Raw genomic sequence first — 17,947 nt, 5'->3', positions numbered from 1 at the left:
CATCGGATGTTTCGAAGCGTGATCCATAGAGCGGGCGCAAACGCCCGGCACGGCGTTGCCCGTTGGGCGCGGCAGCACGGCACTGCAGCGCGGGCATGTGCCGTGTCCGAAAGGCCGGCTGCGCTGGCCTAACAGCGATGCAGTCGGCCCGACACAGGCGCTTACCAGTCGGTGCGTTGCGGCAGCAGCCCGCGCAATTCCGCATCGCTGAGGTTGCGCCACTGCCCCGGCTTGAGCGCAGCCAGCTTGATGTTGTCGATGCGCACCCGGCGCAGTTGCGTCACCCGGTAGCCGAACTCGGCAGCCATCAGGCGAATCTGTCGATTCAGGCCCTGCTCCAGCACGATGCGGAAGCCGAACTTGGCAATGCGCGCGGTGCGGCACGGCAGCGTGGTTTCGTTGTGGATGCGCACGCCGCGCGCCATACCGCGCAAAAATTCGTCGGTGACCGGCTTGTTGACCGCGACCAGGTATTCCTTCTGGTGACGATTTTCCGCGCGCAGGATCTCGTTGACGATGTTGCCGTTGCTGGTCATCAGGATCAGCCCTTCGGAGTCCTTGTCGAGCCGGCCGATCGGGAAGATGCGCTGCTCGTGACCGACGAATTCGACGATATTTCCCTTGACCGAACTCTCGGTGGTGCAGGTGATGCCCACCGGTTTGTTGAGCGCGATGTAGACGTGCTTGCGACCACCGAGCTTCTTGGCCTCGCGTATGCGTAGCGGCTGGCCATCCACCAGCACGGTATCTTCCTCGCCGACCACCGCGCCGGTACCGGCGGGCAGGCCATTGACGGTGACCCTGCGTTCGCCGATCAGACGATCGGCCTCGCGGCGTGAGCAAAAGCCGGTTTCGGCGATGTATTTGTTGAGTCGGATCGTCATCTGCCAATTATCGGCGATTTAGAGCAGCCAACAAAACTACCGTGCAGCCGCCAGAGGCGTGTACACGCAGCACCGGCATGACGCTGCGGGAAGTCGCCTGGGTCAAGCGCGCTTACCCGGAGACGGCCACCAGCTGCGGCGTGTGCAACAGCTCTTCCAGCGGGCATGGACGATGCAGGCTGAAACCCTGCACCTGGCCCACACCGGCTTCGCGCAGCCCGGGGATGTCGGCCTCCGATTCCACGCCTTCGGCGACCACCTCGATGCCCAGCGCCAGCCCGACCTGGGCGATCGAATGCACCGCCGCACGATCCACCGCATCGTGCGCATAGTTGCGGACGAAGCCGCAATCGATCTTCAACACGTCCACGGTGAATTGCTTGAGATAGCCGAACGAGGCCAGGCCGCTGCCGAAATCGTCCAGCGCCACGTGGCAGCCGCGCGCGCGCACGCTCTGCACGAAACGCTGCGCGTGTTCCAAATCGCCGATGACCGCGGTCTCGGTGATCTCCATGCACAGCTTCGGCACCAGTGCCGGGTAGCGCTCGAACAGGGCGCAGACGACGTCGAGAAAATCCGGTTGCGCGATCGATTGCGCAGACAGATTGACGTGGCACAGGTCCAGCGTCGCCACATGCATCGGGTTGGCCGACAACTGCGCGCACAGCGCTTCCAGCACATAGGTATCGACCATGCGCCCCAAGCCGTAACGCTCCACTGCCGGCAAGAATTCACCCGGACTCAGCACCCGTCCGTCGCTGGCACGCATGCGTACCAGCACCTCGTACTGTAGGCGTCCCGGGTCGTTCAGCACCTGGATTTTCTGCGCGTACAACAGCAAACGCTCTTCGGCGATCGCCTGTTGCACCGCACTGATCCAGCCGCCATCGTGGCGGCGCTGCGCCAGTGCCAGATCGTTTTCGTTGAAGCAGCGAATGCGGTTGCGCCCTTCTTCCTTGGCCGCATGACAGGCCAGATCGGCGGCGGTCATCAAGGCATTGAGGTCGTTGACGCCCTGGCGAATCTCCACCACGCCAAAACTGCAACTGGGCGTCAGCGGCCGCCCGCCTTGATGGCTCCACGGTTGCCCGAGCGCGCCGTGCATGCGTTCCAGCACGATTTGAGCCTGCGCCAGATCGGTATTGGCCAACAGGATGGCGAACTCATCGCCGCCCAGGCGCCCCAACCAATCGCCGGAACGCAGCTGCATGGTGATCACATCGGCGAAGTGGCACAGGAATCTGTCGCCGACCGCATGCCCGAAGGTGTCGTTGACCAGCTTGAAATGATCCAGGTCGACAAAGCACAGCGCGTGGCACATCTGCGGCGATTGCGGCAGCTCGATCAGGCGCAGCAGCCGGCGTTCGATTTCATGCCGATTGATCAGGCCGGTCATCGCATCGTGGCGCGCATGGAAGGCCACTTCGTCGGCCAGCTCATGGGCGTGCGAGACATCTTCGATCACCGCCAGCACCAGGGTCGGCTCTTCCGGCCCCGGCTCGACCAACGACGCGCTCCAGCGGCCCCACATCACCCCGCCATCGGCACGCACGAAACGCAACTCGCCGGACTGCAGCAGCTTGGGCCAATCGAGCATGCCGCGGCTGTCCAGCTTGATGTCTTCCGGATGCATCACCTCGGCCAGCGTGCAGGCCTGCAGCTCTTCGGGGCGGTAGAGCAGCACATTGGCCATCGACGCGTTCGCATCCAGCACGTTGCCGCGCAGATCGAACTTGACCATGCCCAGCGCCGCCTGCTGAAACGCGGTGCGGAAGCGGCCTTCGTGCGACAGCAGATAATCGCGAATGCGCCGCATCGCCAGTACGCAGGTGATCAATACCAGCAGCAAGGTGGCCAGGCTGCAAACCACCATCACATCGTGCAGCAGCCGCGCGCAGCGGGTCAGGTAGGCCAGGAATTCGGAGGCGTCGCGGCGCATGCGGCCGTCCAGCAGATGCAGTTCATCGCGCAGTGCCTGCAGCGCAGGCGGGTCGGGCCGGTTGGCGGCCTGCACCGAAGCGGCACGGTCGGCCAGGTCGCTCAGTTGCAGGATGCCGACATCGGTGCGCTTCCACAGCGCGATGGCGTCGCCGAGATACGGAATTTGGTGCCCATAGCGATACAACCGCACCATTTGCGGCATGTCTTGATGAGCATTACGCCCAGCGCCCAGACCGGCGTAGACCGCGTCCCAATCGATCACCGGTTGTTCGATCGCCACGCGTGCGGCACGGTCGCCCAGCGGCACTTCCAGCGCGCGGCAGGCGGCCTGCAGATCGGCCGTATCGCCGCTGCCCAGGTAGCGCTCCATCCAGTACACCGATTCTTGCTGGGCGTTGGACCAATGGTTTTGGCCGACGATCCAGGCAGTAGCGCCGGACTGGACTTCGATCACCAGCGCCGACACCACCGTCATGCAGACGGCGATACCGATCAACAGCGCCAGAGGAAGCGTCAGCCAGCCACGCACCAGATGCATGGTCTGCCCACCGCCCTTGCCGCGTATCGCCTGCGCCATCGCCGTCCGTCCTTCGCCGCCCTAGTGCGATTCAGGCGCCCACTGGGCGCCTGAAGGCAGTAACGGCCGCAACGGCCGAGTCTGTATGGCTATGCCCGCTTGGCGTAGTGCACTCGGGGTTAGCGACGCTGACTAGATCAGCCTGATCGCCGCCGCCTTCAGGCGCCGTAGCGCCCCACCCGCTCGCTATGCTCTTTAATGCATAGAGATACTGGGCAACCCTACCGTCTGCAGGGTCCCTGCGGGCGGTGCCGAACAGGCCTACTCGCCGCGCGGCTTTGGCGGACCCTTGCGGTGCGGTGCGCCGGCGCGGTCCATCGGACGGCCCGGGCCGTTCGGACGACCGGACGGCTTGCCGCCACGCGGGAAGCGCGGCTTGGACGCCGCAGCGGCCGCTTCGCCGTCTTCCAGCTTGCGCATGTTGAGCTGCTGACCGGACACCCAGACCTTCTTCAGGTGGGCGAGCAGTTCGCGCGGCATGTCGGCCGGCAGATCCAGGATCGAATAATCGTCCTGGATGTCGATACGACCGATATAACGGCTTTCCAGCCCGGCTTCGTTGGCGATCGCGCCAACGATGTTGGCCGGCTTCACGCCGTGGCTGTGGCCCACTTCGATGCGGTAGCTCTCCATGCCGAACTCGGGCTCTCCGCGTGGGGCCGGCTCGCGGCGCGGACGCTCGCCGGTATCGTCGCCGCGCGGCGGACGCGCAGCGCGTTCGCCGTCGGCACGCGGGCCACGTTCGAACGTGGGTTCGAAACGCGGGCGCTCGCCCCGGTCGGCACGCTCGTTGCGCTGGCGCGGAGCGGACTCTTCGCGCGCACCGCGCACCGGCGGGGTCAGCAGGAACGGGGCATCGCCCTGCAGCAGCTTGGCCAGCGCGGCAGCGATATCGATCGCCGGCACGTTGTTTTCGGCCTCGTAGCGCTGCAGCAGATCGCGATACATGTCGATCTGACCACCGGCCAGGGTCTCGGTGATGCGGGTCATGAAGCGCGCGACGCGGGTGTCGTTGACCGCGTCCACGCTCGGCAGCTGCATCTCTTCGATCGGCTGACGGGTGGCGCGTTCGATGGAGCGCAGCATGCCCTTCTCGCGCGGCGTCACGAACAGGATCGCGTCGCCGTTACGCCCGGCACGGCCGGTGCGACCGATGCGGTGCACGTAGCTTTCGGTGTCGTAGGGAATGTCGTAGTTCAGCACGTGGCTGATGCGCTCCACGTCCAGACCGCGTGCGGCCACGTCGGTGGCGACCAGGATGTCCAGCTTGCCGTCCTTGAGCTGGGCGATGGTCTTCTCGCGTGCGGCCTGCTGCATGTCGCCGTTGATGGCCGCTGCCGCCATGCCGCGCGCCTGCAGCTTCTGCGCCAGCTCTTCGGTGGCCGCCTTGGTGCGCGCGAAGATGATCATGCCGTCGAACGGCTCGACCTCGAGAATGCGGGTCAACGCATCCAGCTTGTGCAGCCCGCTCACCCACCAGTAGCGCTGACGGATGTTGGCCGAGGTGGTGGTCTTGGCCGCGATGGTGACTTCGGCCGGGTCCTTCAGATAGGTCTGCGCGATGCGGCGGATGGCCGGCGGCATGGTGGCCGAGAACAACGCCACCTGGCGCTGCTCCGGCAGTTTCTTCAACACCGCTTCGACATCATCGATGAAGCCCATGCGCAGCATTTCGTCGGCTTCGTCCAGCACCAGCGTCTTGAGCTGGGACAGATCCAGGGTGCCGCGGTCCAGGTGATCGATCACCCGGCCCGGGGTACCGACCACCACATGCACGCCGCGCTTGAGCGCGCTCAGCTGCTGGGCATACGGCTGGCCGCCGTAGACCGGCAGCACGCGGAAGCCGGGAATGGCTTCGGCATATTTCTGGAACGCCTCGGCGACCTGGATGGCCAGCTCGCGGGTCGGGGCCAGTACCAATGCCTGCGGCTTGACCTGGTTGAGATCGGCGTTGGACAGCACCGGCAGCGCGAACGCGGCGGTCTTGCCGGTGCCGGTCTGGGCCTGGCCGAGCACGTCGCGGCCGGCCAGCAGCGCGGGGATGGTGGCGGCCTGGATCGGCGACGGCGACTCGTAGCCCACGTTGGCAACGGCCTTCATCACAGCGTCCGAGAGGCCGAGATCTGCAAACAGCAGCGGCGCGGAAGATTCTTGGGTCATGGGTAACTCCGGAGGCGCCGCACGGAGCCGGCAGGCGCAAAGCAGCATAGTGTGCCTCTTCAGCCCCCTTGCTGTCGAAATTTTCGTGACAGTCCATTCAGGTTGTGAGGAATCGCGCTCCTGCGCGAATCATCCCGTGTCGTCCCTTCACCTGCCCGACCGGAGCCATGCCCCTGGACACAAATCTGCACACCCGCTTCAGCGCCCTGCTGCAGCAGCATCGCGCCATCGTGCTGAAGGTGGCGGCCAGCTATTGCCGCGATCGCGACGACCGCGACGAACTGGCGCAGGAAATCGCTACGCAATTGTGGCGGGCATTTCCCGGCTACGACCCGAGTCGGCGCTTTTCCACCTGGATGTACCGCATCGCCCTGAACGTGGCGATCAGCGATCTGCGCGGCCGCCGCGCGGCCGGCGAGCCGATCGCGCTGGACGCGGTGGTGGAGCGCATCGCCGATCCATGCGCACACGACCCTGTACGCGAGCAACAGGTGGCCGCGCTGTATGCCTTCATCGCACACCAACTGCCGCTGGAACGCGCGCTGCTGTTGCTCTATCTGGACCAACACAGCTATCGCGAGATCGCCGACGTGCTCGGCATCAGCGAAACCAATGTCGCCACCAAACTCAGCCGCCTGAAATCGCGCATCCGCGCCGAGCTGTGAACCCCACCAATCCGCAACCGGAGCAAGACATGGAACTGGACGACATCGCCCTGGCCTGGCGTTCGCTGGAACAACGGCTGGATCAACACGCCGCACTCGCCGGCCAGGTGCTCGGCGACCTGCGCAGCCACGCAGCCCGCGCGCACCTGCGCCCGTTGTGGCTGAGCCAGTCGGCGCAACTGCTGTGCGCCATCGCATTGAGCGGCCTCGTTGCCCACAGCTGGCTTGCGTTCCCCGAACAGGCGGCAGCCATCGTCGGCGGAGTATTGCTGCAGATATGGTGCGTTGCGCTGGCAGCCTCTGCGGCCCGTCAACTTTGGCTGTTGTCGCAGTTGGATTTCGCCAGGCCACTGCTGCAGACACAGCGCGCGCTTGCACAGCTGCGGCGCTGGCGCACGCGCGTGGCGCCGTGGCTGGGCGTAGCGTTCTGGGTGCTGTGGGTAGCGGTGGCAGACGCTGCGTGGCGGGCCCTCACCGGCCGGTCGTTGCCGTACGCCTGGCTGCTATGCAACCTGCTGGTCGGCGTACTCGGCGGCATCGGCACCTGGCTGGGCTATCGACGGCTGCAGCGCAGCGGTCACCCCTGGCTGGAACGCCTGGACACCGTGCACGCCGGCCGCAGCGTCGCTCGTACCGAAACCCTGCTGGAACAGATCGCGCGTTTCCAGCGCGAGTAGGCGGATAATCGCGGCCTCCCTGCGACCGAGCGCACCATGCAATACCTGGAATTCGACCTGGACGGCGATTACATCGAACTCAACCAGTTGCTCAAGCTGGCCGGCATTGCCGACAGCGGCGGCCAGGGCAAGGCGATCGTCGCCAGCGGCGCGGTCAGCGTCGACGGCATGCAGGAGCTGCGCAAGACCGCCAAGATCCGCCCCGGCCAGCTGGTACAGCTGGACGGTGTGGAAATTCGCGTACTGGCATGGAACCCGGACGCCGAGCCTGACGCATGAAGGTGGTGGAGATCAGCCGGCGCAACAACGCACCTTCGGCCGACGATCCGATCCACGACGTCTGTGTTTTTTCGATCGCCATCGACTCGGACCAGCCGTTCTGGCTGGAGCAATCCATCGGCGGCGGCCATGCCGAGCGAGGCGGCTGCAGCATGCTGGCCTTGCACGAACTGGACACCTGGCGCGGCCACTGGTGCGCACATGTGACCAGGGCCGGTTGCGCCTGGGTGATTCCGATCCTGGAACAAGCCCTGCGTACCGACGATGCGCAGGCGGCCATCGCTGCAATCTTGGCGCGGGTGCAAGCGACTGATTGAAGCTCGCACCTGCCGGCGACGCTGCATCAAATGCCCAGCAGTGCACGCACCAGTTTGATGATGCCCCAGAACGACACCACCCAGATGGCGCTGCGCAGGTACGCAATACCCGCGGCATACACCGGCACATAGGCCACGCGCGCCCACAGGTAGAGCTGCACGGCGAGTGCTGTGTCTGCGCTGGTGCGCCCGGCCACGCTCACCGCCAGCACGGCGGCCGCGAAGATCGGAAAGGTCTCCAGATAGTTGCGGAACGCGCGGTCCAACCGGGCGGCCACGCCGGTCAGCGGCTTGGCCTCGCCATCGCGTGCGCTGGCGTTCCACTTGGTGCCGCGTTGGGCGGTCATGCCGGCCGAGGCAGCCAGCAATTGCACCAACCCGAGCACCATCGCCCAGCCCAGCATCTGCAGTTCGATCGTCAGTTGCATACGTTTCTCCCGGCCGATGGAAACATCACTTCACCGCCGTGCGCAGGCTGTAACCGGCCAACCGCCAGGTCTTGTCTTCGTCCAGACGGAACGACACCAGCTCGCGGACCGGCTGCTGTGCCTTGGCGAAACGGGTCGGAAAGCTGACGTTGACATACAGGCCTTCGGGCACCTGCGCGCCGGGACCGTATTTGACCCGCGTGACCGAGCCCTGCCCGCGCCCCACCACCGCACCCAGCCGCGCGCGTTCGGTACCGATCTGGCTGACGAAGACATCGCGCTTGACCGCGGTCTTGGCCACCTTGGACGCGCCATCCCACAGCGAAGCGACCTGGTTGCCGTCCACCATCTGCGCCACGCGCAAGGCGGCCTGGGTCATCTCGGTGTTCTGCTTGGTCAGCTGCGCCTGCTGCGCCGGGCTGAGGGCCGGCTGCCCGGCGGGCGCTGCAGGTGCCGGTTGCGCCGCAGCCGGGCTGGCGGGGCGACTGGCGGCCTGCGGTTGTTGAGCGAACGCCAGCGCTGGAGCCAGTGCCAACACGATAACCAGACGAGAACGAAGCATGGGACGGGGACCTTGTACGGATCGGGTGGAAAGGAAGAGGCGCCGCCCCCCCCTTTGGTGGGTAGCGCAGTCTAGGACGCGTCGTGCGCAACACAAGTCTGCGGATGCAGGTCCGGGGGACGGCGCTGAAGGCAACACGGCAAGCGCCGACGCGCCTCTTGGACAACGCACTTCTCGAGCACGCAAGCGGCGAGCAGGGACCTCTGGCCACGGCCGCGCGCATTCGACGTCATCAGTCTGGCAGCGGCGTTTTCATCCTTCTGTTGAAGTGGCAGGCATGCTGCAGATGGCAGCATCGGCTGGGTGCGATGCGTGCGGCAATGTCTTGGAGTCATCAGGGGCCAGTCGCGAACAGGGCCCTTGAAGTCCCATCGCCGTTGTCTGCGCGATCTAGGCCTCGCCTCCGGAAGCCGGCGGCACGGCCGTCACGCCACGCGGCCGCCACAGACGCCAACTGACCCAGAAGGCACGCGCGATCGCCGCGATCAGCGCCGCCAGACTCAGCCAGGCTGCCAGCGTCGCCGGCCATTGTTCGTGCATGGCGGCAGCGGCCAGGCGCAGCAACTCGGCCACGCCGAAGCCAACCAGCACCAGCAGGGCCGACGGTAGATATGCCAATAACACACCCTTGGTCTTGCCTCGCATACGCCCCCCGGCTCGGTTGTGATGCAGCGACGATAGGCAGCGCGCAGTGCGATGCGCGTGAAGCCCATCACTGCGCTCAGCCGTCGGGGTGCGGCGCGGACGGCGGGCCGGCCTGGGCGGCATCCTGCGCTGGCGCGGAGTCCGGCTCGGCTGCAGGCGTTGCCGCACCTGCGGCATCGCGCTGGGCTTGGCCGTTCTGGGCTTGGCCGTTCTGCGCCTGGCCGTTCTGCGCCTGGCCGTTCTGTGCCTCATCGGTCTGCGTCTCGGCCGTCGGGCTGGCCGGTAGCGCCGCGGCATCGGTTTCGGCCAGCGGGCTTTCTTCCGGGCAGGCCGCATCCGGAAAGCCGAAGCGCTGCTTCAAGGCCAGGCCGCAGGCATTGACCGCATCCAGGTCCGCGCCTTCGCCCTTGCACTTTTGGTCGAAGGCGACCAGAAACGCGTCCTTGCGGCGCACGAAGGCATCGCCGCACTTGCGCATCTGGCGGATGCGTTCCAGATCGTCCTGCACGGCATTGGTGCCATCCAGCCCGTATTCGCGCAACTCTTCCATGCTGAGCAGGCGCAGGCTGCGGTTGGGCACGGTCATCATCAGGTCGGCCACCGCCACCGCCACGCCGTTGCGCTCCAGGTAATCCTTGACGTTGCCGTAGACCTCGCGCAGTTCGCGATTGAGCTCGGCGCGCGAGGTCGCCTTGGAGCTGATCCGCATCATGCGGTGAATACCGACCTTGCCGGCGACCAGGCGGTTGTCGCCGGCCGCCAGCACGAACACGCAGGCGCTGTGGCAGATCGAGCCTTCGCGCACCCAGATAGTCCAGTTGGATTCGCCGATGGTATCGCCGGCGCGGATCGCCGCCTCCACCTGCCCGCCACTGGAATCCAGGTCCAGGATGCGATGCGGCAACTTCCACTGCTCCGCGACCCAGGCCAGCCGCCACACCAGGGCCGCAAAACCTGCATTGATCTTGCCGGCGTAGCGCACCCGCACCAGGCCGGTCTCACGGCACGGCGCCAGCGCCGCTTCCACGCTGGCCCGGTCCAGTGCCGGCAGTAGCGTGCCGTCGCCGGCCTCGCGGCTGTAATCGGTCGCGCAGCTGATCCAGGCCTGGCCCGATTCCAGTTCCGCCTGCGGCCAGCCTGCCTCGCCCGCCTGCGTGCGCGGGCGCGGCGGCGGGACCGGGTCGGGCGTATCCACCGACACCATGTGATCGCCATCGCCCGCCTGCCCTGCACCACTCTGCTGCGCAACCGCTGCATCGGCCGAGGTCGCCGACCGATCGCAGGCGGCCAGCAGGAGCAAGCAGGCAAGGGACAGACAAACCGATTTCAGCATGATGTGGGGCACGGAGCGCGACGGAGATCACCCGCAGTCTATGGCTGAATGGATCGATGGGTTGACCCGGCCATGAACGCGCAGGTCCGCCGCAACCGCGTCCGAAAACGGCCAGCCGGCGCGGGGGCGAGCGCATAGACTGGCGACATGCAGACCGCAACGCCCGACCGAACTCAATGCGACCGCGCCCGCCTGGCACGCGATGCACGCTTCGACGGGCTGTTTTTCACCGCCGTGCGCAGCACCGGCATCTATTGCCGCCCGGTGTGTCCGGCGCCGCCGCCGAATCCGTCCAATATCAGTTACTACCCCACTGCCGCGGCGGCCAGCGCCGCCGGCTACCGGCCATGCCTGCGCTGCCGGCCGGAGCTGTCGCCGCAGGCGCAGCAGCATCTGGGCGAAGAAAGCGTGCAGCGTGCGCTGGCGATGATTGCAGACGGCGCGCTGCAGGAGCAGCCGGTGCAGACGCTGGCCGACGCGGTGGGCTTGAGCGCGCGCCAACTGCAGCGGCAATTCGTGCAGCAGCTGGGCGCCACGCCGATCCAGGTGCACGGCACGCATCGGCTGCTGCTGGCCAAGCAATTGCTGACCGAAACCGCCCTGCCGGTCACCGAGGTCGCGCTCGCGGCCGGCTTCAACAGCCTGCGCCGCTTCAATGCGGCCTTCCTGCAGGGCTGCGGCATGCCGCCTTCTGCACTGCGCAAGCAGCGTGCCGAGGTGCCGGGCGGCGAACTCACATTGCGCCTGGGCTATCGCCCGCCGCTGGACCTGCCGGCGATGCTGGCTTTCTTGCAGCGCCGCGCGATCCCGGGCATCGAGCAGGTCGATGCGAACGGCTACCGGCGCGTGATCGGCGCGCCGGGCAACGCCAGCGTGATCGAGGTCAGCGCGGCACCGCAGCGCGCGGAGCTGCTGCTGCGCATCGGCGCCACCGACCCGCGCCAGATTCCGCAGATCGTGCGACGCGTGCGCCGGCTGTTCGATCTGGATGCAGACCTGCAGGCCGTGCACGCCACGCTCGCGCCGGAACCGCTGCTGGCCGAGGCAATCGCGCGCCGACCCGGCCTACGCGTGCCCGGTGGCTGGGACGGCTTCGAAGTGGCGGTGCGTGCGGTCCTGGGGCAACAGATCAGCGTGGCCGGCGCGGCAACGCTGGCAGCGCGGCTGGTCGACCGCCACGGCGGCCATCATGCCGACATGCCCCCCGGACTGGATCGCAGTTTCCCCATGCCCGAACAGCTGGCCGACGCGCCGCTGGAACAGCTCGGGCTGCCGCGTGCGCGCGCCGCCACGCTGCGTGCGCTGGCCTCGGCCTGCGCGCAAGGCCAGCTGCACTTCGGCGCCGGACAGCGCCTGCCTGATTTCATCGCCGCCTGCACCGCGCTGCCCGGAATCGGACCGTGGACCGCGCATTACGTGGCCATGCGCGCGTTGTCGCATCCGGACGCGTTTCCGGCCGGCGACCTGATCCTGCAGCAAGTGCTCGGCGCCCCCGAGCGCCTGAGCGAACGCGCCACCGATGCCCGTTCGCAAGCGTGGCGACCGTGGCGCGCCTACGCCGTGCTGCACCTGTGGCATCTGGCCAACGACCGCAAGGACACCCGCGCATGAGCACACTGCACTACGACACCTTCCCCTCGCCGATCGGCGCGCTCAGCGTGGCCGCCGACGACAAAGGCGTGCACCACATCCTGTTTGCACAGAACCGCTACGACGCCATCGGCCGTGCGCGCTGGTTGCACCACCCCGATGCGCCGCTGGTGCGCGAAGCACGCGAACAATTGCTCGATTACCTGCATGGCGGGCGACGCAGTTTCGATCTGCCGCTGGCGCCAGTCGGCACACCGTTTCAACTGACGGTCTGGCGCACGCTGGCGCAGATTCCGTTCGGGCAGACCTGGAGTTATGCGCAACTAGCGCAGGCGGTCGGCAAACCGGCCGCCAGTCGCGCGGTGGGCGCCGCCAACGGACGCAACCCGCTGCCGATCGTGCTGCCCTGCCATCGCGTGATCGGCGCCAATGGTGCGTTGACCGGCTTCGGCGGCGGCCTGCCGACCAAGCAGGCGTTGTTGCAGTTGGAAGGCTGGTCGCCGCGCAGCGCCGCGCGCGCCGACGATCTGTTCGCACCTGCCTCGGCAGCGCGCACTGGCTGACTTCGCGGCGTCATCGCTGCGCCGTAAACTTACGCCATGATCGACCGACGTTTTGGAGTTGCCGCAGCGGCGCTTGCCTTGTTTGCGGCCTGTAGCAGCCCCCCATCTGCGCGCAGCGCGCCCACGCAGTTGCCGACTGCAGCGGCGACTACCGCATCGGCCAGCATCCCGCACGCATTGCTGCTGATCTCCATCGACGGCCTGCGCGCGGACATGCTCGATCGCGGCATCACGCCGAACCTGTCGCAACTGGCACGCGAAGGCGTACGTGCGCGCTGGATGACGCCCTCGTATCCGTCGCTGACCTTCCCCAATCACTACACCCTGGTCACTGGGCTGCGCCCGGACCACCATGGCATCGTGCACAACAGCATGCGCGACCCGACGCTTGGGGGTTTCTGGTTGAGCAAGTCCGAGGCGGTGGGCGATGCGCGTTGGTGGGGCGGCGAACCGGTGTGGGTGGGCGTGGAGAACACCGGCCAGCATGCCGCCACCTGGTCGTGGCCAGGCAGCGAGGCGGCGATCAAGGGCGTACGCCCGTCGCAGTGGCGCCATTACCAAAAAGGCGTGCGCCTGGACACGCGCGTGGACGCGGTGCGGGGCTGGCTCGCAACAGACGGTGCCCAGCGCAATCGCCTCGTCACGCTGTACTTCGAACATGTGGACGAAGCAGGCCACGACCACGGCCCGGAATCGCGCCAGTATGCCGACGCCGTGCGCGCGGTCGATGCGGCCATCGGCCGGCTGCTGGCTGGCACGCAGCGCGACGGTACCCGCGCGCGCACCAACATCATCGTGGTCTCCGACCATGGCATGGCCGAGGTGGCGCCAGGGCATGCGATCAGCGTGGAAGACATCGCGCCGCCGCAGATCGCCACCGCAATCACCGATGGCCAGGTGATCGGTTTCGAACCACTGCCCGGGCAACAGGCCGCCGCCGAGGCCAGCGTGCTTGGCGCGCACGACCACTACGACTGCTGGCGCAAGGCGGAGCTGCCGGCACGCTGGCAGTACGGTAGCCATCCGCGCATTCCGTCGCTCGTGTGCCAGATGCATGAAGGCTGGGATGCGCTCTTCCCGGACAAGCTTGCCAAACGCGCGCAGCGCGGCACGCGTGGCTCGCACGGCTATGATCCGGCATTGCCATCGATGCGCGCCGTGTTCCTGGCGCAAGGCCCGGATCTGGCGCAGGGCAAGACACTGCCAGGCTTCGACAACGTGGATGTCTATGCGCTGATGAGCCGGCTGCTGGGTATTCCGGCCGCACCCAACGACGGCAACCCGGCAACCTTGCTGCCGGCCTTGCGCATGCCGCCAGCACCCGACGCCCGGTAGAGGCGACCGGCATCGGCAACAATGCCGGCGTGCGCACGCGTGCGGCTGCAACACCGAAAACGCGCATGCAGGCAAGACGCGGCTCCAAGTCGCCGCCGCATACCTCATGTTGGCGACAGCGCAGGAATGTGGGTCGCTGTCGACACCGCTGCGGCCCAGCAGTGCGACAATGACGCAATGTCTGGTTCCAAACTCCCCCCGCGTCGCTTGCGGCCGCTGTTGTCCAGCGAAGGCTGGCGTCGTCGCGCTGCACTGTGGGGCGGCGCGATCGCGGTGGCGCTGGTGGCGATCGTCTTCGCAAAGGCCAGCGACGCGGCCTTCCATCTTTTTCAACGCATTACCGCGCACTCGATCTGGTGGGCGCTGCTGCTGACGCCGGGCATCTTCGCCCTGCTTGCCTGGCTCACCTCCGGTGCGCTGCGGCCCACGCGCGGCAGCGGCATCCCGCAGGTGATTGCCGCGCTGGAACACCCCGACCCGGCGTTTCGCGACAGCAACCTCTCGTTGCGCGTGTCGGTCGGCAAGCTCGCGCTGACCACCTTGTCGCTGCTCGGCGGCGCATCGGTAGGACGCGAAGGACCCACCGTGCATGTCGGCGCCAGCCTGATGCATGTGTTCGGGCGCTGGTTCGGTTTTCGCGACCCACGCGAGCTCTCGCATTTTCTGCTCGCCGGCGGCGCCGCCGGTATCGCGGCCGCGTTCAATACGCCGCTAGCGGGTGTGGTATTTGCGATCGAAGAACTGAGCGGGCGTTTCGAGCACCGCTTTTCCGGCACCTTGCTCACCGCGGTGATCGTTGGCGGGGTGGTGTCGCTAGGCCTGCTGGGCAGCTACACCTATTTCGGCAAGGTGGCGGTGGCCTTGCCCTTGGGCCAGGCCTGGTTGGCGATCGCCTTGTGCGGCAGCGTGGCCGGGTTACTCGGTGGCCTCTTCGCGCGGATGGTGCTGGCCAGCGTCAGCGGCAAACCGCGCTGGCTGGGTGCGCTGCGCCAACGGCATCCGGTGCTGCTGGCCGCGCTGTGCGGCGTTGCCCTGGTCGGGCTGGCGCTGGTGTTGGGGCAAGGCGCGTTCGGTACCGGCTACGACCAGGCGCGCAGCCTGGTGCAGGGGCATGCGGTGGTCGGCCACGAGTTCGGCATGATGAAACTCATCGCCAATCTGGTCTCGTATCTGGCCGGCATTCCAGGTGGCCTGTTTTCGCCGGCGCTGGCAGTGGGTGCCGGCATCGGTCACAACCTCTCGGTGCTGATGCCCAGCGTGGATCCACGCACCTTCGTGCTGTTGGGCATGTGCGCCTATCTCACCGGCGTGACCCAGGCGCCGCTGACCTCGGCGGTGATTTCGCTGGAGCTCACCGACACCAGCCAGATGCTGCTGCCGATCCTGGCCACCGTGCTGATTGCGCGCGCAGTCTCCGGGCTGGTCTGCAAGACGCCGATCTATCGCGGCCTGGCCGAGCAGTTGCTGGCCGTGCCGGCGCCCGCTCCCGCTGCAGAGCGCGCGTCGACGTCGCAGCGCCAGACCTCGGCTGGAAACAGCGGCCAGGACGACGCTTCCCCACGAACATGAGCTGCCGCACCGCTCGCCAGCGGTGCAGCACGGTAGACCCCCTCCTCATCGTGCTGCTTCCCGAGGTTGCGTATGCGCGCAATGCACTTCGAGCGTTTTGAACAGGTTCCGGAAATTCTGCAGCTCCCCGACCCGACGCCAAGCGATGACGGCGTGGTGATCAAGGTGGCAGCCACCGGCATCTGCCGCAGCGATTGGCACGGCTGGATGGGGCACGATCCGGACATCGCATTGCCGTACGTGCCGGGACATGAGTTCGCCGGCGAAGTGGTCGCCATGGGAAAACGCATCTCGGGCTTTGCGATCGGCACCCGGGTCACCGTGCCGTTCGTGTCAGGGTGCGGGCGCTGCGCGCAGTGCCATGGCGGCAATCAGCACGTGTGCTCGCACCAGTTCCAGCCCGGCTTCACCGCATGGGGATCGTTCGCCGAATATGTCGCGATCGATTTTGCCGAGACGAATCTGGTCAGACTGCCGGAAAGCATCGACGATGCGACGGCGGCAAGCCTGGGATGCCGGTTTGCCACCTCGTTCCGGGCCGTGGTCGATCAGGCCAGAACCGGCCCAGGGGAATGGGTCGTGGTCCATGGCTGCGGCGGCGTCGGGCTTTCGGCAGTGATGATCGCAGCGGCGCTGGGGGCGCAGGTGGTTGCGGTGGACATCTTCGACGACAAGCTGGCGTTCGCCGTCGAATGCGGCGCGGTCGCAACGGTCAACGCGTCGAAAGCGGCCGATACGGTGGAGGCGATTCGCGAGATCACCAAGGGCGGCGCGCACGTTTCCATCGATGCGCTCGGCAGCCCCGCGACCTGTTTCAACTCCATTAGCAACCTGCGGCGGCGCGGCCGTCATGTCCAGGTGGGACTGATGCTGGGCGAACACGCCACGCCCAGGATCCCGATGGCGCAGGTGATCGGCCACGAACTGGAGATCTACGGCAGCCACGGGATGCAGGCGTGGCGGTACGATGCCATGTTGGCGATGATCCAGGCCGGGAAGATCGCACCTCAACGGCTCATCGGCAAAAGAGTGGGCCTGGACGAGGCCATTGCGGTGCTGACCGGCATGGACGCTACGCGCGACCTCGGCATCAGCGTCATCGATCGCTTCCAGCCCGTATCGCCGCCGGCATCCTAGGCACCTGGTGGCACACCTTGATGGGCCGGACAGGAGCGTAAACGACCGGCCTGCACAACGAAAAACGCGGCGCAAGCGCCGCGTTCCGGTGTCGCGAAGCGAGCTGGGATCAGCTGGCCTTGGCGACGGTCTTCTTGGCGACGGCCTTTTTGGCCGGGGCCTTGACCACGCCCTTCTTGGCAACCGGGGCAGCTGCACCCACGACAACCTTGCTCACCGCGTGCGAACGCGAATTGCCGTAGCTGGCGTTGTAGCGCTTGCCCTTGGCGGTCTTACGGTCACCCTTACCCATTTCGTCGACTCCTGAATGTGAATACAAATTCCCGTGCTGGCACAGGTCTGGCGAGGTTTCACCGGCGGCGCCCTCGCGCAAGGCCGACAAGCCTACCACGGCGGCCCCGGCGCGCGTAGCTGGGCAGCGCCCGCCCCACTTGCGGAGCTGGCCGACTCCAGCACGATGCCTGCGGTTGTGAACTGTGATCGGCTGCGGGTGGAAAGCCGCAGAGCAGCGCGAAGGTGCGGGTGGCAGACGTCGATGATCTCCGCTGTCCGCATCGGCGTGGCGGCGACGCAACCGCCCTACGACAGAGGCTTAGAGCGGCCAACAAACGTAGCGAGCAGCTGTCAGGTGGGCGCGGACGGCGCGCAGGAACCAGAGTGTGCGAGTGCTACATGCCGATTCCGAGCACCGGCCGCGCCCGCCTGGCGGCTGCGCAGTAGTTTTGTTAGCCGCTCTTAGTGCGCGCAGCTGGCGTCGTGCACATGCCCATGCCCGTGATTCAGGCGAAGATTGACCAGGTGGGCGATACCGACCAGGGCGCCACCCAGCGTCATCACCACCGCATGCGGCACCACCGAATGATGGAGCGGGTCGTACAGCAGGCCCAGCCACAGCAATGCCAGACCGGGCAATAGCAACGCCAGCGCATGCAGCGCTTTGTGCCGGCGATACCCGAGCACCAGGCTGAAAAGGCCCAATAGCGTCACGAACACCACGATGGCCAGTTCCACCCCGTCGCCCAGCCAGAACGACAGGCCCAGCGAAGGCGCCAGCGCCAGCACCAGTGGCAATACCGCGCAGTGCACGGCGCACAGCAGCGAGCCGGTTGCGCCGAAGCGGTCAAGAAGATGGCGAAGGGTTGGTAGAGGCATGACGTCCAGCAGGGTATTCGCGGCGACGTGGAATAATATAACATCTTGCTGTTCCAGCCCCGCATCGATGCATCGCGCAGTCATGCGGGTTCGCCGCCGGCGCAGTAGGCAAGCTGCGCCTCACCACTGATAC

18 protein-coding genes and 1 other RNA gene are annotated in these 17,947 nt (G+C 66.8%); 9 read left to right on the top strand and 10 right to left on the bottom strand.

All coding sequences use genetic code 11. The features are described from left to right. Positions 1-161 precede the first annotated feature (161 nt). From EO156_RS19585 to EO156_RS19575, 3 genes are all read right to left on the bottom strand, one after another. Positions 162-884, bottom strand: coding sequence for a pseudouridine synthase (locus EO156_RS19585; RefSeq protein ID WP_016849880.1), 723 nt, complete (start codon positions 882-884; stop codon positions 162-164). Positions 885-996: 112 nt separating this feature from the next. Then, positions 997-3,402 (bottom strand): EAL domain-containing protein, encoded by a 2,406-nt coding sequence (locus tag EO156_RS19580; protein WP_016849879.1) that lies wholly within the window; start codon positions 3,400-3,402, stop codon positions 997-999. A gap of 261 nt (positions 3,403-3,663) precedes the next feature. After that, complete coding sequence (locus tag EO156_RS19575) at positions 3,664-5,562, bottom strand: DEAD/DEAH box helicase (protein WP_005912886.1); 1,899 nt, start codon at positions 5,560-5,562, stop codon at positions 3,664-3,666. A gap of 167 nt (positions 5,563-5,729) precedes the next feature. Between EO156_RS19575 and EO156_RS19570 the strand changes: the two genes are divergently transcribed. The 4 genes from EO156_RS19570 to EO156_RS19555 are packed head-to-tail and all read left to right on the top strand — an operon-like array spanning position 5,730 to position 7,500. Beyond that, positions 5,730-6,227 carry a sigma-70 family RNA polymerase sigma factor gene (locus EO156_RS19570; protein WP_003487563.1) on the top strand — a complete coding sequence of 166 codons (498 nt, stop codon included), beginning with the start codon at positions 5,730-5,732 and terminating at the stop codon, positions 6,225-6,227. A 29-nt stretch (positions 6,228-6,256) separates the two neighbouring features. Beyond that, the gene (locus tag EO156_RS19565) at positions 6,257-6,904 is read left to right on the top strand and encodes a hypothetical protein (protein ID WP_026007058.1); all 648 of its coding nucleotides are present in this window, start codon (positions 6,257-6,259) and stop codon (positions 6,902-6,904) included. A gap of 36 nt (positions 6,905-6,940) precedes the next feature. Further along, complete coding sequence (locus EO156_RS19560; protein WP_003487558.1) at positions 6,941-7,183, top strand: RNA-binding S4 domain-containing protein; 243 nt, start codon at positions 6,941-6,943, stop codon at positions 7,181-7,183. Continuing rightward, positions 7,180-7,500 carry a hypothetical protein gene (locus EO156_RS19555; protein ID WP_016850297.1) on the top strand — a complete coding sequence of 107 codons (321 nt, stop codon included), beginning with the start codon at positions 7,180-7,182 and terminating at the stop codon, positions 7,498-7,500. Before EO156_RS19560 ends, EO156_RS19555 begins: the two co-directional genes overlap by 4 nt. Before the next feature lie 26 nt (positions 7,501-7,526). Here the strand turns inward: EO156_RS19555 and EO156_RS19550 are convergent, their stop codons facing one another. The 4 genes from EO156_RS19550 to EO156_RS19535 form a co-directional block, all read right to left on the bottom strand. Continuing rightward, positions 7,527-7,928: an MAPEG family protein gene (locus tag EO156_RS19550; RefSeq protein WP_003487555.1), complete on the bottom strand. Its 402-nt coding sequence runs from the start codon at positions 7,926-7,928 to the stop codon at positions 7,527-7,529. A 25-nt stretch (positions 7,929-7,953) separates the two neighbouring features. After that, a complete protein-coding gene (locus EO156_RS19545; protein ID WP_015471842.1) occupies positions 7,954-8,490 on the bottom strand; it encodes a DUF4019 domain-containing protein in 537 nt (178 codons plus the stop codon). Between the two features lie 390 nt (positions 8,491-8,880). Further along, positions 8,881-9,135 (bottom strand): hypothetical protein, encoded by a 255-nt coding sequence (locus EO156_RS19540; RefSeq protein WP_003487551.1) that lies wholly within the window; start codon positions 9,133-9,135, stop codon positions 8,881-8,883. A 76-nt stretch (positions 9,136-9,211) separates the two neighbouring features. Beyond that, positions 9,212-10,468 carry a hypothetical protein gene (locus tag EO156_RS19535; protein ID WP_029829229.1) on the bottom strand — a complete coding sequence of 419 codons (1,257 nt, stop codon included), beginning with the start codon at positions 10,466-10,468 and terminating at the stop codon, positions 9,212-9,214. Positions 10,469-10,615: 147 nt separating this feature from the next. Between EO156_RS19535 and EO156_RS19530 the strand changes: the two genes are divergently transcribed. From EO156_RS19530 to EO156_RS19510, 5 genes are all read left to right on the top strand, one after another. Further along, on the top strand, positions 10,616-12,079 hold the full coding sequence (locus tag EO156_RS19530) for an AlkA N-terminal domain-containing protein (protein ID WP_005912870.1): 1,464 nt from the start codon (positions 10,616-10,618) through the stop codon (positions 12,077-12,079). Continuing rightward, complete coding sequence (locus EO156_RS19525; RefSeq protein ID WP_003487545.1) at positions 12,076-12,621, top strand: methylated-DNA--[protein]-cysteine S-methyltransferase; 546 nt, start codon at positions 12,076-12,078, stop codon at positions 12,619-12,621. The genes EO156_RS19530 and EO156_RS19525 overlap by 4 nt, the downstream gene beginning before the upstream one ends. A gap of 36 nt (positions 12,622-12,657) precedes the next feature. Further along, positions 12,658-13,956: an ectonucleotide pyrophosphatase/phosphodiesterase gene (locus EO156_RS19520; RefSeq protein ID WP_016848959.1), complete on the top strand. Its 1,299-nt coding sequence runs from the start codon at positions 12,658-12,660 to the stop codon at positions 13,954-13,956. A gap of 126 nt (positions 13,957-14,082) precedes the next feature. Continuing rightward, positions 14,083-15,525, top strand: coding sequence for a chloride channel protein (locus tag EO156_RS19515; protein WP_016848958.1), 1,443 nt, complete (start codon positions 14,083-14,085; stop codon positions 15,523-15,525). 72 nt (positions 15,526-15,597) lie between these two features. After that, a complete protein-coding gene (locus EO156_RS19510; RefSeq protein ID WP_016848957.1) occupies positions 15,598-16,662 on the top strand; it encodes a zinc-dependent alcohol dehydrogenase family protein in 1,065 nt (354 codons plus the stop codon). Positions 16,663-16,771: 109 nt separating this feature from the next. Here the strand turns inward: EO156_RS19510 and EO156_RS19505 are convergent, their stop codons facing one another. From EO156_RS19505 to EO156_RS19495, 3 genes are all read right to left on the bottom strand, one after another. After that, a complete protein-coding gene (locus EO156_RS19505; RefSeq protein ID WP_003487537.1) occupies positions 16,772-16,954 on the bottom strand; it encodes a 30S ribosomal protein THX in 183 nt (60 codons plus the stop codon). A 307-nt stretch (positions 16,955-17,261) separates the two neighbouring features. Further along, a non-coding RNA gene (locus EO156_RS19500) (sX9 sRNA) lies at positions 17,262-17,336 on the bottom strand. A 61-nt stretch (positions 17,337-17,397) separates the two neighbouring features. Beyond that, positions 17,398-17,814 (bottom strand): MerC family mercury resistance protein, encoded by a 417-nt coding sequence (locus EO156_RS19495; RefSeq protein ID WP_003487534.1) that lies wholly within the window; start codon positions 17,812-17,814, stop codon positions 17,398-17,400. Positions 17,815-17,947 lie beyond the last annotated feature (133 nt).

This window comes from Xanthomonas sp. DAR33341, from assembly GCF_003992815.1.
GTDB classification, from domain to species: Bacteria; Pseudomonadota; Gammaproteobacteria; order Xanthomonadales; family Xanthomonadaceae; genus Xanthomonas; species Xanthomonas cissicola.
The sequence above is the reverse complement of the archived record's forward strand: the minus strand, read 5'-3'. Positions and strand labels throughout refer to the sequence as shown.

Excerpts from the sequence above, each read along its gene's own strand:
- EO156_RS19585 (WP_016849880.1), bottom strand. The coding sequence starts at position 884 with ATGACGATCCGACTCAACAAATACATCGCCGAAACCGGCTTTTGCTCA.
- EO156_RS19580 (WP_016849879.1), bottom strand. The coding sequence starts at position 3,402 with ATGGCGCAGGCGATACGCGGCAAGGGCGGTGGGCAGACCATGCATCTG.
- EO156_RS19575 (WP_005912886.1), bottom strand. The coding sequence starts at position 5,562 with ATGACCCAAGAATCTTCCGCGCCGCTGCTGTTTGCAGATCTCGGCCTC.
- EO156_RS19570 (WP_003487563.1), top strand. The coding sequence starts at position 5,730 with ATGCCCCTGGACACAAATCTGCACACCCGCTTCAGCGCCCTGCTGCAG.
- EO156_RS19565 (WP_026007058.1), top strand. The coding sequence starts at position 6,257 with ATGGAACTGGACGACATCGCCCTGGCCTGGCGTTCGCTGGAACAACGG.
- EO156_RS19560 (WP_003487558.1), top strand. The coding sequence starts at position 6,941 with ATGCAATACCTGGAATTCGACCTGGACGGCGATTACATCGAACTCAAC.
- EO156_RS19555 (WP_016850297.1), top strand. The coding sequence starts at position 7,180 with ATGAAGGTGGTGGAGATCAGCCGGCGCAACAACGCACCTTCGGCCGAC.
- EO156_RS19550 (WP_003487555.1), bottom strand. The coding sequence starts at position 7,928 with ATGCAACTGACGATCGAACTGCAGATGCTGGGCTGGGCGATGGTGCTC.
- EO156_RS19545 (WP_015471842.1), bottom strand. The coding sequence starts at position 8,490 with ATGCTTCGTTCTCGTCTGGTTATCGTGTTGGCACTGGCTCCAGCGCTG.
- EO156_RS19540 (WP_003487551.1), bottom strand. The coding sequence starts at position 9,135 with ATGCGAGGCAAGACCAAGGGTGTGTTATTGGCATATCTACCGTCGGCC.
- EO156_RS19535 (WP_029829229.1), bottom strand. The coding sequence starts at position 10,468 with ATGCTGAAATCGGTTTGTCTGTCCCTTGCCTGCTTGCTCCTGCTGGCC.
- EO156_RS19530 (WP_005912870.1), top strand. The coding sequence starts at position 10,616 with ATGCAGACCGCAACGCCCGACCGAACTCAATGCGACCGCGCCCGCCTG.
- EO156_RS19525 (WP_003487545.1), top strand. The coding sequence starts at position 12,076 with ATGAGCACACTGCACTACGACACCTTCCCCTCGCCGATCGGCGCGCTC.
- EO156_RS19520 (WP_016848959.1), top strand. The coding sequence starts at position 12,658 with ATGATCGACCGACGTTTTGGAGTTGCCGCAGCGGCGCTTGCCTTGTTT.
- EO156_RS19515 (WP_016848958.1), top strand. The coding sequence starts at position 14,083 with ATGTGGGTCGCTGTCGACACCGCTGCGGCCCAGCAGTGCGACAATGAC.
- EO156_RS19510 (WP_016848957.1), top strand. The coding sequence starts at position 15,598 with ATGCGCGCAATGCACTTCGAGCGTTTTGAACAGGTTCCGGAAATTCTG.
- EO156_RS19505 (WP_003487537.1), bottom strand. The coding sequence starts at position 16,954 with ATGGGTAAGGGTGACCGTAAGACCGCCAAGGGCAAGCGCTACAACGCC.
- EO156_RS19495 (WP_003487534.1), bottom strand. The coding sequence starts at position 17,814 with ATGCCTCTACCAACCCTTCGCCATCTTCTTGACCGCTTCGGCGCAACC.